The organism is Sphingobacterium phlebotomi, from assembly GCF_008180195.1.
Classification (GTDB): Bacteria; Bacteroidota; Bacteroidia; order Sphingobacteriales; family Sphingobacteriaceae; genus Sphingobacterium; species Sphingobacterium phlebotomi.
In genome coordinates, this window is record NZ_VTAV01000003.1 from 114069 (window position 1) to 128409 (window position 14341).

Genomic DNA, 14341 nt, shown 5'->3' on the forward strand with positions numbered 1-14341 from the left:
TAACTGATTTATTATGAGTGCAAAGGATAGATTGCTAAAAAATGTTTTAATTTTTTCTATAGGGAACTTTGGCTCACGTTTTTTAGTATTTCTTTTAGTTCCACTTTTCAGCTTTTATCTATCGACTTCAGAAATGGGGTTTTATGATATGGTAGTAGTAACCATAGGATTGATTATTCCTGTTGCCAGTCTACAGTTAGCGGAAAGTATATACCGGTGGTTATTGGATGTGGAAGTGACAGAGTTAAAAAGGGTAATCTCTACTTCTTTTCTGAGCTTGTTTTGTGCTATCTTAGCTATCTTAGTTGTCTATCTGATTGGAACCCATTTCTACTCATTAGAATATCGCGGTATTATCGGTGTATATTTTATAGTTATGTGTCTATACCCATTTTGTTTGGCGGTTGCTAGGGGAATGAAGAAGAATAAACTTTATGCTTTATCAGGTTTAGTCAACTCTGCTGTCTTGGTCATAGTCAATTGGGTTCTATTAGCGGTATTTTCTTTTGGCGTTGTGAGTTTGTTTATTGCGAATATCTTAGCAAATATAGTATCCATTCTATTGATAATATATGGTACTCGTATGTGGAAATATATTTCGGCGCTTGATTTTTCCAAACCATTACTTTCTGAATTTATTTCCTATTCTCTTCCACTTATACCTAATGCTATTAGCTGGTGGTTTATTAACTCTGCGAACCGATATATTATTCTTTTGTTTTTGGGACAAGGAAGTAATGGTATATACGCTTTATCCAGCAGACTGGCAATGGCGCTTTATGCTGTCAATTCTATTTTCAATTTAGCCTGGCAAGAAAGTGCTATTACAGAATTTAACAAAGAACATCGTGATAAGTTATATTCCGAGACGTTCAATCGGTATTTTATATTGGAAATGACATTAATAATTTTATTAATTCCCCTTTCTAAAATATATGTGGTAAACTTCGTAGCTGAAGCTTATCTCGATAGTTGGAAATATATTCCGATTTTGTTTATAGGTGTAGCCTTTGCAACATTCTCAACTTTTTTTGCAACGGGCTATATGAGCGCAAAAAAAACAATCGGAGCATTCTCCACCACTATAATTGGGGCTATTGTCAGTATTATTATTGCTTGGCTTCTTGTCCCGAAAATCGGGTTGCAAGGTGCGTCCATAGGCTTGGCCATTGGTTTTTTTGTTACATGGTTGCTTAGAGTATGGCAGACGCGCAAGTTTTTTAAAGTTACCTTTGATAAGTGGAAAATGGTATGGATTATGATCTTGATCGCTCTTGCTTTGTATTTGGTATTTCTTCTCGATGACTTATATGGACTGATTACGTTCGCTATTGTTTCAACGCTTGTTTTTATTTTTATGAATAAATCACTTATTAAATCGATTCTATTAAAAATCCGAGTCGGGGTGAAAAAGGTCGCTTAATGTTGGGGGCATGAATAAGAAATTTTCTGTAGCGAGGTCAATAAACTATTTTTGTAAGGCGTGGGCTGAATATATTAATAATTAAAGTAATTTTAAAAGATAATGACAAAGATTTCGCTGGTTACTTTTACCGCAATTCCACACCATTCTGCGGAAAGCATACACATGGTCATGACTGCTATGGAATTAGCAAAAATATGTGACTTCGAATTAGTCTCGCCAGCTAAGATTTGGCGTAAGCAAACCTTTTCTAAGAATTTGTCGTCTTATGACGTAAATGGAAAGGAAATACGACACCGTAAATTGATACAATTGTATCCTAATGATACTTTCTTCTTGAGAACTATTGGGGGAAGTAAAAACAGAGTTATTTATTGTAGACAAGTTGTCGTTGCCGATTTCTTCTTGAAAAGAAATTTTTCGGTTTTGTTAGAGATACATTCTCTTCCAATAGAAGAAGATTTTAAATTTCTGAAAGATACCTTCGTCAATTCTAGATTCGTTGGATTGATTGTTATTACAGAGGCGTTAAAAGAAGATATTGTTCAAGTGGTGGGTGCAGAATATAAATATGCAATTCATGTATTGCCGGATGCGGCTGATGTTGACCGATTTCATTATAATGTGGCTAGTCCAGAAAAAGAGGAGCTTACAGCAGGCTACATTGGAAGCAATTTTCCTGGCAAAGGGTGGGAAATAATCGAAAAATTACCACAGAAAACAGAAACGAAATTTCATATCTATGGTTTTTCCAATGACAGTAATGCCTCTCCGAATATAACTTTCCACGGCAAGGTTCCTTTTTCGAAAATTCCTGATGCTTTAGATTCCTTTGACATAGGTTTACTTCCGAATCAACCAAGTGTTGTTGTTGCAAATCAATCTGAAATTGGGAAATATACGTCACCAATGAAATTGTTTGAATATATGGCTTCCGGGAAAGTAATCGTAGCATCCGATATTCCGGTCATTAGAGAGGTACTAAAAGATGGTGTTAACGCATTACTAGTGCCGCACGATAAGCCTGCAGCATGGATAGGCGCTATTAATAGACTTAATACTGATCGAGATTTATTTGCACGATTACAACGACAAGCATACAGAGACGTTTGTAGTTTATATTCTTATCAGGCACGCGCGCGGCAATTGGTTGACATTATTAGCGCGCATAAAGCTCAGCTATGAAAAATTTGTTGCCAGTATGTATGTTTTTGTTGATCTATTCGCCCAAAATAGGAGGAAGTATCGACTCTATGTCCATATTCTGTTCTTTGACATTCGTTATGTCTTTCTTAGTTGACCAACGAACAACAATTTTTAAAAACATTGGTAGACCAACGTTAATGTATATCTTATTTGGTGCTGTGATGGTTGGCTATGTACTCATACTTAAAGCCTTTTATGGTCTCACAGACAACTATCAGGTATTACGATTTGGTCGGGTGATCATCAACGTTTTGGGTATCTTTGGTTTAGTGCGGCTTTATATCTTTTATTTTCGTGGTGAAAATTATGGAGAGAGATTAATTTTTCACTTATGGTGTTGTGTTATAGCTCATAGTGTTTTAATGCTTTTAATGTTCTTGATTCCTGCTGTTAATAATTTTGTTCTCACCCAATTGGTCCAATTGGATGAGAATAATAGAACCTTTGAGACGAGGTTGTTGGGTCAAAGAATAGGTGGTCTGACAAGTACCTGGGACGCAGCTTCTGGGATTCAATCGCTAGGGATATTGTTGTTACCATTTATTCTTCATTACAAAAGACATTCCAAGAAGGCTAGAATACTTATTTATTTGTCGATTCCAATTAGTTTCATTGCGATTTTCGTTTCGGGGGTAACAGGGCTTGTAAACATTGTCGTTGTGTCAGTTTTATTGTTGTTATTTAACTTTCGTTATCTACAAAAATACATTGGCCGAGCAATAAAATTAGTTGTTGTTTTCTTACTACTAGCAATTCCAATCGTTACTTTTCTCAGGGCTAATGCAGATGCTGACTGGGTTCGTAATTCTTCGATAGGAAGGACTTTGTTTATGATTACACAAGATGAAACGATGTATCAAAGATCTAATAGATCTGTTACGGCAGATGAAACGCTAGAGCGCATTTCAAATAATATGTACTTCATTCCGGACGAGGACATAGTTTTTCTATTCGGAAAAGGGGGAAGTGGAAGAAGTGAAGATTACAGAATAAAAGCTGATCCTGGGCCTACATTGAACTTGCACAACTTAGGGATCTTTTTTGTTCTCTTAGTTTATGGTTACTGTTTTTCCATGCTTCTTAAAGCAATTCGTGTCACAAGGTCTGTTCGTTTACTGGGTATGGCTACTACAGCTATCTTATTGACGATTATGATAATTGATGCTAAAGTAATGTATCTTTTGGCACGACAATCACTCTCTATTATGTTGATTGCTTATTATACAATATTTGCCTGTTTATCCAGAACAAATAAAGCTTAGAACTAGATAAAATGATAGTGAAAATTGGTTTTTCCTCAAAATCTCATAGTTATATTATACAATAGATGTCACATACAATGGAAAAAAAAGCCCTATTTATACACGATCACCCATTTATAAAAGATAAAGCCACTGGACTATTATACACCTCTGGCAACTTAAATTCAGTTTTATGGGAACGTTATCTAAAACATTTTGATAGTGTCACCGTAATGGGCCGTTGTAAAACAGAAGAAGATGTATCGCGCTACCATCCCGCTGAGAGGGAGAAGGTGACTTTTAACCTTTTTACAGATGTAAGCGGTGGTGCAGATTATTTTAAGAAAAGAAAGAAAATTGAAAAGCAGTTGATTGCCGAAATCAAAAAGCACGATGTGATCATTATGCGTTTTCCAGCTACAATATCCGTATTTGCAGCAGAGTACTGTATAAAGAAAAATATAAAATACGTAGGAGAAGTCGTAGGTTGCTCTTGGGATGCGAATTGGAATTATGGCGGATTAGCTCCGAAAATAATGTCACCATATAGCTACCTAAAAATGAAAAAGGCTGTTAAGCACGCAAGTGCGGCTATTTATGTAACGGAAGCATTTCTGCAAAACCGCTATCCTACAAGCGCGAGTATAATTGCACATGCATCGAACGTAATTATCCCAGAGGTAGAAGCAGAGGCGCTGCCTAAGCGTATCTTTAAAATTGACCATTCTCAAAGTTCGGATATAATCAAACTCGGCATAATAGGGAATATCGCGGTCCGCTATAAAGGGTACGACGTCTTATTAAAAGCTGTTTCAGCACTACCTGCTCGGGTTAGGGAGCAGATACGATTGGATTTCGTCGGCGGTGGAGACCCAACGTATTTGAAAGGATTAATTGATCATTATCAGGTTGAGAAGCAGACTACCATTCGCGGAAAGCTAAAAGCCGGTAAGGAGATATTTGATTTTCTGGACAATCTGGATCTATATGTTCACCCCTCCAAACAAGAAGGTTTGCCGCGGGTTGTTATTGAGGCTATGAGCAGAGCTTGTCCTATATTAGCTTCTAGCGTTGCAGGAACGCCAGAATTACTTCCAATAGATTTCTTGCATAGACCTGGAGACGCAAAAAAGCTATGTCAAGACATCTTGAGGGTCACACAAGACACGGCTCTCCGGAAAAAAATGGCCGCAACGAATTTCGAACGATCTAATAAGTATGTCTTTTCCGTTCTTGAAAGACGAAGAGAAGAATTTTTCAAAGAAGTAAAAGAAGTGTTTTAGAGACTAAAATACGTAAAATTTAAAGATATTAACATGAAAAAAGCAATTATCGTAAACGGTATTACAGACATGAACAAGGGCGATCAGGCTTTAGTTTGGGAAAGTTACCGAATTATTCAAGATACGGGATTATACGACGATATAAAAGTGATTTCTTTAGGAGATACGCCTGAAGAGTTTGATGCTCTATGTGGCCAAACGATTAATCGAGGAATGTACGTTATCCAAAATCTGCTGCAGCATCCGAGACGGGGCAAGCACCACAAAGATCAGTTGCAAAAAGAGGGCTTGGGATATTTGCTTTTTCAAGTAAAAAACGCGGTCGGTGATTATTTACACCTCACCCGTCTGAAGAAGATTATTTATGATGATCAGAAGATAAAAAGGTATTTTAATCCGCGCGAGATAGAAACTATACAGGCTTTTCGTGAAGTAGATACTGTATTTGTTAAAGGGGGGGGGTTTTTGCATGCCCACGGAGAAAAAACAGCTCCTTATGTGATGTGGTACTTTTTGTACTATATGAATTTAGCAAAACAATTGGATAAGGAGTTGGTGTTGTTGCCAAATTCTTATGGACCTTTTGATGGGTGGACTGTCGAGAGTCAACTAAAGAAAGGATTGGAGCAAAGTGATCTTATTTTTGCGCGCGAGCATGTCTCTTCTATAGCACTTGGCAAGTTATTGAAAAGAGATATACCTGTCGTGCCTGATTTGGGTTTCTACCTACAAATGCAACCAAAGGAGGTCGGTTTTGCTATTTTGGAAAAATATGGCTTTAGAAAAGCAGATAAAATCGTAGGGATGACTGTTCGTCCTTGGCGATTTCCAGGGAGCGATAGTCCTGAGCAGTTATTTGATCGATATTTAAATTCGTTAAAAGACCTCATAATATATCTGAAGGGGCAAGGGTATAAGGTTGCGCTCTTTAATCAATCCATCGGCCCGAATGTGCATGAAGATGATCGGAATGCCATAGAACGTTTGATTCAAATATGCGATAACGATAAAACGAAACTTTTCACCTGGGTAAACGAAGATCCAACCTGTGATGTATTAAAAGCGGTATATGCCAATATGTACTTTTTCGTAGGAACACGCTTTCATTCTTTGATATTTTCGATGACTTCAGAAGTGCCTTCAATTTCCATCGCTTATGGTGGAAATAAAGGTGTCGGCATTATGGAGGAGTTTGATTTGGGAGAATATGTAGTGAAAATAGACGACGTAACAACAGAAAAATTAATACGGCTGTTTGATAAAGCAATCGCAAATTATGAGGGAATCAAAGGGAAGCTGGCGGCAAAATTACCGTATTTGGAAGAACAGCGGCAAGAAACCATTGAAATGATTAAGAAGGCAGTGAGGCATTAAGTATGAAGATCGCATTAATAATAACTGATTATGGAAGCTTTAATAATTTCTTGGGTGACTTGGCGATTCGTCTCGTCAAAGACAAACATGAAATCTCGGTGATAACCTCCGAACTTCGGGTTATTAACATTCAGGATAAGTTTGATTATGAAAAAGAAGGTGTCCGGTTCTCTTATGTGGATTTTCCACGGGGATTTAACCCATTGGCGCATTACAAAGCTTCGAAGAAAATACGGCATGCTTTAGCTGGCATAGCACCAGATTTGGTGCATATCCATTTTACAACGGGTATTTTCACCACTTTGTTTTCCCGCCGCTTGCCGTATAAAACATTAGGGACATTTCACGGATTGGGATTTCCGGTATTAAAGGGCATAAAGAAAAAGATATTCGGTGCAGTGGAAAGATTTTGCTTTAATCGATTAGATACGATTTATGTGTTAAATGAAGTAGATTTCCAAGCTGTGCGCGAATTAGGTTACGGGAACGTGGAAAAATATGAAACATTGGGCCTGGGGTGTGATTTGGAAGTGTTTGATCCAAAAAATTACTCTCAAGAACAAAAATTAGCACTAAAGACGGAGCTTGGCATTTCACAGGATGATTTTGTTTTCGCCTACACTGGTCGGTTTGTCGAATTTAAAGGGTACGACAAGGTTGTTCGTTCTTTCTTATCCCTCTATCAAAGATACCCTAATGCAAGATTGTTATTGATTGGCGGAAACGATCCTATTCACCCAACTGGTCTAAATGAGCAAGAGGAACAAAAAATGAAAAGCTGTTTAGGAATTGTGCCAATAGGCTTTACAAAAGACGTTGCTAGCTATCTGTCTATTACGGATGTGTTTGTGTTCCCGAGTGTCAAAGAGGGCATGCCTGTATGTATTATAGAAGCCCTGGCAATGACAGTTCCGGTAATTACGGCGGATTCTAGAGGATGTAACGAAATTGTCGAAAATGAGCGGAATGGCTATGTAGTCGATGTAGGTGATGGTTGGCAATCCGTCGCCGATAAAATGGAGAGTTTGTTATTGGATAGAGAACGTATTAGTAAATTTAAAGCCCAGATCGGGCAAGATAGGCATGAATATGATAGAAATAGATATGTTATTTGTGAGAAGAATCGATATGAGCAATATTGTTCCACAAACAAATAAGACAGAAATGAAAAAATCCACTTTATTAGTAGTTGCTGCAATTGTATTATTGACGGTTGGTAGTTTTTTTTATTTTCGTTCAGGGACAGAGGTCGAAAGTACCCGATTCACGGAGCAAAATACTAACGTCGACTCTGATATTGAGGAGCAAAAGCCTTTAAATGCATACGGAAAATTGGACGATTCTTGCGATGTTAAAGGAATAAATGGGGGGGGCGAGCTCGTCAGCGGGTCACAAGTTGCAAACCTAGCCCAGGGAGATACAATTAATTTGCGAGATTTTGGCGTCATTGGTAATGGGAAAAATGAAACTGTTGGTTTCCAAAAAGCATTAAATGCGGCAGTTGGCAAAGTATTATTTATCCCTAAGCAAAAAGGCAGCTATTATCTGACAAGACAGCTGCTGATTCCTAGTAATTCGACTTTAGTGTTCGAGTCGGGAACCATTGTTCAAGCTACCGATAACTTAAAGCAATCTCATGCAAATTTTGAGGCGCTTTTTAGAATCCAGAATGCGGATAACGTGATAATTAAGGGTAACAGTGCGTTATTGCGAATGAACAAGTCCGCGTATAAGGGTGAGCACAATCATATTTTTATGATTAATGGATCTTCAAATGTGACTATAAATAATGTAAAGGCCAATAACAGTGGTGGAGATGGATTTTACATCGGTGCATACAAAACAAAAAGAAGATTTTCCGAAAATATAAAGATACGCAATGTTTCTGCAGACAACAACAGACGACAAGGAATAAGTGTTATATCCGCAAGAAATTTAATTGTTGAAGACTGCGAGTTTTCAAATAGTAATGGAGCTCTTCCTGAGGCTGGGGTAGATGTAGAACCTAGTCTTCCGTCTGATATAATTGAGCAAGTCCGTTTTATTAACTGTATTGCTAAGGGCAATAATGCATGGGGCTTTTGTGTCGCTTTAATAAAAGCAGATAATACTAGCAAGCCCGTAGATATCATATTTGAAAATTGTAAAGCTATTGATAATAAGGTTGGGTTCACTAATCGGTATTTTAGTGAAGCGTCGAGTGGGCTTGTTCGCTTTATTGACTGCGTGGCGGAAAACTCGCATGAAGCGGGATTTTGGGAAGTAGCATGCGCGGCTTCAGGTGCAGCGAAAGAATATAACCGCTGTATCACGATTAACAGCAACATAGGCAGTACAGCGACTGATATGTATAGACAATATGCTGGTTTCAGGATCTCAAATTTGAAAAGTAGGACAAAAAAAGTCCTTGGTAATTCAACATTCACGGATTGTCGGGCAATAAAATCTAGTAAGAACTCAAGGATGGATTACGGGATAAGTACGTTAGATAAGGCTTCTTACCAAAAGGTAAGGATTAGCAATTTTGTTTCTCAAGGACACGACAAAAAAGATATTAATCTTGGGGTAAAGGATTTTGTTTCTAAAGAAGGTATATCTGTTATACGGTAATAAACATTACATAATTTACTCAGGCTTTCATCTGAATTTTATTGAAGGCGAGATAGGTAGTAATATAAAATAAAGTGTAATAATAAAAAAAATGAGTAAGTTACGTTTTGATTTCTTGGACGGTTTTAGAGGTCTCGCCGCCATGTGGGTTGTTTTTTTTCACTCTTTGCATTTCAATGGATATTCCATTGACAAGAAACTGCAGTTATCGGAGGACATTTTGTTGTTAAGATACTTTGAAACATTCCTGTCTCTAGGCCAGCTGGCTGTTGCTATCTTTATAGTACTTTCGGGATTTTGTTTAGCTATACCTGTTGTAAATAGTAATCTTGAACTAAAGGGGGGCTTCAAAAGGTATATATCAAGGCGAGCAAAGCGACTAATTCCGCCGTATTACATCGCTCTGGTAATATCATTAGTAATGATAGCAGTGTTCCCTTTACTACAGGTTCCACAAAATACAGCTTGGGATAGTAAGATTCCCGTAACAGTACAAGATATAATAGTACACGTTCTGTTAATTCACAACCTCGATTCGTCCTGGATTCATAAGATAAACGGAGCACATTGGAGCATAGCAACAGAATGGCAAATATACTTTCTTTTTCCAGTAATGTTATTTTTATGGCGAAAATACTCTATGTACCTATCACTGTTAGTTTTTGTCGTTATAACGTTGATATTACAGTTTATAGTCCCCTTTGCTGTTCCTGAATTTATTTTATTGTTTTTTATGGGAGTTATTAGTTGTTATTATTCATTTAAGGCGAATAAGTCCAGAAAAAAACTAATTTATATGGCGACGTTAGTTTTTATCGGTAGTCTGGCTCTTCAAATAATCAAACCGATGGGGGGATTTGCTTCTAATATAATTGTGGGATTTGCGTTCTCATTCTTAATATACACATTGACTTCTTACAAGAGGCTTCATGCAGAAGTCCGTTATTTACTATTAGAAAATCCCTCAACCCTTTTCTTAGGAAGGATTTCTTATAGTCTTTATTTAATTCATGGTCCTTTTCTTGCTTTAGGAAACCTTTACTTGTTAGAAAACTTTGAGATGTCGCGAGATAATAGACAATTGTTGTTATTTGGGTTTATCCTATTTGTAATTTTACCTATTACCACAGTATTCTATCATTTAGTGGAAAAGAAATTTTTAAATAAATAACTTATAGTCACTTCTAAAAAGCGTTGTTCGCAATTATATAGATTCTATTTGAAATCTTAGAAAAATGAAAATCACCATCACCGGCGCCTCCGGCTTTGTAGGGCAAAACTTGGAACAATATCTAAAGGAGAGACGATATGACATCAATAAACTTTCGCTGCGTAATATCAACTGGCATAATCATATAGAACAGGGTGCCATTGCTATTGTTCACCTCGCAGGAAAGGCACACGATACCGCCAATACATCCGCAGATGAAGAATACTTTAAAGTCAATCGGGATTTAACGGTAGAACTGTTCAATCTTTTCCTAGAATCGAATATCCGTGACTTTTTTTACTTCAGTTCCGTAAAAGCGGTGGCCGATACGGTAGAAGGATTGCTGAATGAAGAGGTACAAGGCAAGCCCTATACACCATATGGAAAATCGAAGCTGGAAGCAGAGCAGTATCTTCTTGCACAAACTTTGCCAGAGGGCAAGCGTCTGTTTATTATTCGCCCATGCATGATCCACGGTCCAGGCAATAAAGGTAACCTAAACTTGCTATATAAAGTGGTAAGAAATGGTATTCCTTGGCCATTGGCGGCATTCCATAATCAACGCTCTTTCTTGAGTATAGACAATCTTAGCTATTTGTTAGAGCAGATGTTGGTAGATGAAGAATTACCTTCTGGCGTGTACAATTTTGCAGATGACGATGCCTTGTCTACGAATGAGCTGGTAGCATTGATTTCCGAAACCTTGGGTAAGAAACCCAAACTCTGGCCCATATCCGCGGGATTGATCAAAGCTGTGGTGAAAACCGGGGATGTGTTGCCCTTACCCTTAAATTCCGAACGACTAAAAAAGTTAACAGAATCGTACGTGGTTTCTAATGCTAAAATCAAACAAGCTTTAGGAATCGATAAATTACCTCTGACAGCAAAAGAGGGATTAGCGAAGACGATTAAAAGCTTTGCGATCCGTGAATAGTGATTACACGATAGGTAGCAGTGTTCTAGCAGGTGTTTTTTGATGGTTGTTTAATTAATTAATTAACTAAAGTAATGTTAATCTGATTTCGCGCCAAATTGGTGTGAAATTTGCTTACAACAAAGCAACCTTTTGAAAAAAATAAATGCTTAAAGACAAACTGAGAGCCGATAAGCCACGATGGCTCATTCTATTGATCGATATGTGGGTGGTGTGGAGTACCTATGTGTTGTGCTACTATCTGGTGTTCAAGCAACGAGGGGATATTGTTTGGGAACCATTGTCGGCCCAACTAATAACTACAACCATTGTCTATTTCATTTTCTTTTTAGTTTTTCAACCCTATCGTAGTATTATACACCGTACCGGGCTGCGTGATCTGCAGCGTATCGCCAGTACAGTATCCTGTGCATTTGTCATCTTGGCCATGATCGGCTGGTTGTTTGAGCTAGCACCGTTACGTAATTCCCTTTCTCCCATTTTTGGAAAGTTTTCCCATACACAATTGCTGCTACATGCTTTCATGGCAGGTTTTTTCCTTTGTTTTATGCGGATTATCTACCGTTCCCTTTACCATGCGCTTTTTTGGAATAATAAGGGGAATGCTATTCCGGTTATTCTTTTCGGAGCGGGTAATATGGGAAACACCACGTTTTACTTTCTGCGTGCCAGTACGCGTAACAAATACCGGGTAGTGGCTTTACTGGATGATAATCCTTCGCGTATCGGCAAGCGTATACAAGGGTTCAAAGTACAGCACATAAGCGCCTTGGATGTGGACTTTATGGAGAAGCATGGGATGCCGCGTGAACTGATCATCGCTATCGATGACCATCGACCCGACCGTCTACAAGCTGTTTTTAAACAAGCGGAATCTTTACCCCTAAAGGTTAAGATTATTCCGAACTCTGCACGCATGCTGGCCGGCGAGGTAGCTACGCGGCAGATACGGACGCTGAAAGTAGAAGATTTACTAGGGCGTAAACCAATCGAATTAAATAACGCTACGGTTGCACAGGAATTGAAAAATAAGGTTATACTCGTTACCGGTGGAGCAGGATCGATAGGGTCCGAGTTGGTCCGTCAGATCGGCCGTTCGGCGTGCAAGCAGTTGGTGGTACTGGATCAGGCAGAATCGGCGCTATACGATGTGCAACAGGAGCTGAAGCCTTATGGTGGCTTCGAGCGCTTCGAGTTTATTGTTGGCAACGTGCGTGACGAGGTGTTTATGGAATCCGTTTTCCAACAATATAGGCCACAGTTGGTCTTTCATGCAGCAGCTTACAAGCACGTACCACTGATGGAGGCGAATCCTTACGAAGCGATCCTTACGAATGTGTGGGGCTCTTATAATGTGGCATCGTTGGCAAGTAACTATCGTGTGGAAAAATTTGTGATGGTATCGACCGATAAGGCTGTGAATCCCACCAATGTGATGGGGGCTACGAAGCGTATAGCAGAGGTTTCGGTGGCTGCGCTTAATAGGATTTCCAACACGAATTATATTGTAACCCGTTTTGGAAATGTGTTGGGCTCGAATGGATCGGTCATCCCGTTGTTTGAAAGACAGATCAAGGCGGGAGGCCCCTTGACGTTGACACACCCCGATATTACGCGCTACTTTATGACCATACCCGAAGCCTGTCAATTAGTGCAAGAAGCGGGTGCAATGGGGATCGGCGGAGAGGTATTCGTATTCGATATGGGGAAACCGGTCAAGATTATTGATCTAGCGAAACAGATGATCCGATTGAAGGGATTGGAATACCCTGCCGATATAGACATTAAGATCGTGGGATTACGGCCTGGAGAGAAAATATTTGAGGAATTGTTGGCGAACGACGAGAATACAGCGAAAACCCATCATGAGAAAATCATGATTGCAAAAGTGAATACCGCAGATGTGATCGATAAGATGAAAAAGATCGAAATGCTTTGTGCATTGGTAAAACAGCTGCATCCACAGGAACAAAAACAACAATTGGTGTCTTTAATGAAGGAAATTGTACCCGAATTTAAATCACAAAACTCTATTTTTGCAGCATTAGATAACGAAAAGATAGAAGTTAGTAACGAATCATGATCTATATACTTATACTCCTTGCCTTGTTTATTCTGGAACTGCTGTATTTTAGAGTAGCCGATCGTTTTAATATCATTGATAAGCCCAACGAACGTTCCTCCCATACAATGATCACCTTGCGTGGGGGAGGTATAATCTTTTATTTGGGAGCTTTAGTTTACTTTTTTCTTTCGGGTTTTCAATACCCTTGGTTCTTCCTCGGTCTGACCCTGATGACCGTCGTTTCTTTTATGGACGATATCTTCACGCTTTCCAACAAAATACGTTTGTTGATACACTTCTCGTCCGTATTACTGATGGCCTATCAGTTGGATGTTTTTGAGATGCCCTGGTATTTTCTACTGATCACTTTTGTTGTCGTCGTGGGTGTAATCAATGCCTATAATTTTATGGATGGCATTAACGGCATTACGGCCTGCTACAGTCTGGCGGTCGGAGGTTTATTGATGCTGGTGAACAGCGAAGTAGGCTTTGTCGCGCAGGATTTATTAGCGTATACAATGTTGGGCGTGTTGGTATTCACCTTTTTCAATTTTCGAACCAAAGCGAAATGCTTTGCCGGCGATGTAGGTTCTGTAGCTATCGCTTACATTTTGCTTTTCGCTTTAGGAGCATTAATTATTAAGACGGGTAATCTGCTTTATTTCCTTTTCCTAACCATATACGGTATCGATGCAGTATGGACGATCATCCGTCGCTTATATCTAAGAGAGAATATCTTTGAAGCACACCGCTCTCACCTGTACCAATTCTTGGGTAACGAAGCCGGTGTCAATAAATTGTTAATCTCTTTTTTATATGGAGTTATCCAGTTTCTGATCGGTCTGGCTGTTATCCACTTCGCCGATAAGGACATTACCACGCGATGGATATTTGCACTTGTGCTATTAGGTGGGTTGAGTATATTGTATCTGGTTATCAAAACGTGGGTGATCCGTAGGTACTTCCGTGTCGAAAAGATAACCTTAAAAGCATAA

At 38.8% G+C, this 14341-nt stretch carries 11 protein-coding genes; all 11 read left to right on the plus strand.

All coding sequences use genetic code 11. The features are described from left to right. The first annotated feature begins 13 nt into the window (after positions 1–13). The 11 genes from FXV77_RS06810 to FXV77_RS06860 all read left to right on the plus strand — a co-directional run bounded on the left by FXV77_RS06810 (position 14) and on the right by FXV77_RS06860 (position 14341). Positions 14–1423, plus strand: coding sequence for a lipopolysaccharide biosynthesis protein (locus FXV77_RS06810; protein WP_148918470.1), 1410 nt, complete (start codon positions 14–16; stop codon positions 1421–1423). A gap of 180 nt (positions 1424–1603) precedes the next feature. Further along, complete coding sequence (locus FXV77_RS06815) at positions 1604–2608, plus strand: glycosyltransferase family 4 protein (RefSeq protein ID WP_187444039.1); 1005 nt, start codon at positions 1604–1606, stop codon at positions 2606–2608. After that, a complete protein-coding gene (locus FXV77_RS06820; protein ID WP_148918472.1) occupies positions 2605–3891 on the plus strand; it encodes a hypothetical protein in 1287 nt (428 codons plus the stop codon). Before FXV77_RS06815 ends, FXV77_RS06820 begins: the two co-directional genes overlap by 4 nt. A gap of 77 nt (positions 3892–3968) precedes the next feature. After that, positions 3969–5153, plus strand: a complete 1185-nt coding sequence (locus FXV77_RS06825) for a glycosyltransferase family 4 protein (protein ID WP_187444040.1) — start codon at positions 3969–3971, stop codon at positions 5151–5153. A gap of 33 nt (positions 5154–5186) precedes the next feature. Beyond that, complete coding sequence (locus FXV77_RS06830) at positions 5187–6527, plus strand: polysaccharide pyruvyl transferase family protein (RefSeq protein ID WP_148918474.1); 1341 nt, start codon at positions 5187–5189, stop codon at positions 6525–6527. Positions 6528–6529: 2 nt separating this feature from the next. After that, positions 6530–7684: a glycosyltransferase gene (locus tag FXV77_RS06835; RefSeq protein ID WP_148918475.1), complete on the plus strand. Its 1155-nt coding sequence runs from the start codon at positions 6530–6532 to the stop codon at positions 7682–7684. Beyond that, positions 7611–9137, plus strand: a complete 1527-nt coding sequence (locus FXV77_RS06840) for a right-handed parallel beta-helix repeat-containing protein (RefSeq protein ID WP_222867730.1) — start codon at positions 7611–7613, stop codon at positions 9135–9137. The genes FXV77_RS06835 and FXV77_RS06840 overlap by 74 nt, the downstream gene beginning before the upstream one ends. A gap of 91 nt (positions 9138–9228) precedes the next feature. Beyond that, on the plus strand, positions 9229–10308 hold the full coding sequence (locus tag FXV77_RS06845) for an acyltransferase family protein (protein ID WP_148918477.1): 1080 nt from the start codon (positions 9229–9231) through the stop codon (positions 10306–10308). Positions 10309–10372: 64 nt separating this feature from the next. Next, entirely contained in the window at positions 10373–11281 is a 909-nt protein-coding gene (locus FXV77_RS06850; RefSeq protein WP_148918478.1) for an NAD-dependent epimerase/dehydratase family protein, read from the plus strand. Positions 11282–11426: 145 nt separating this feature from the next. Beyond that, a complete protein-coding gene (locus tag FXV77_RS06855; RefSeq protein WP_148918479.1) occupies positions 11427–13364 on the plus strand; it encodes a polysaccharide biosynthesis protein in 1938 nt (645 codons plus the stop codon). Continuing rightward, a complete protein-coding gene (locus tag FXV77_RS06860; RefSeq protein ID WP_148918480.1) occupies positions 13361–14341 on the plus strand; it encodes an MraY family glycosyltransferase in 981 nt (326 codons plus the stop codon). The genes FXV77_RS06855 and FXV77_RS06860 overlap by 4 nt, the downstream gene beginning before the upstream one ends.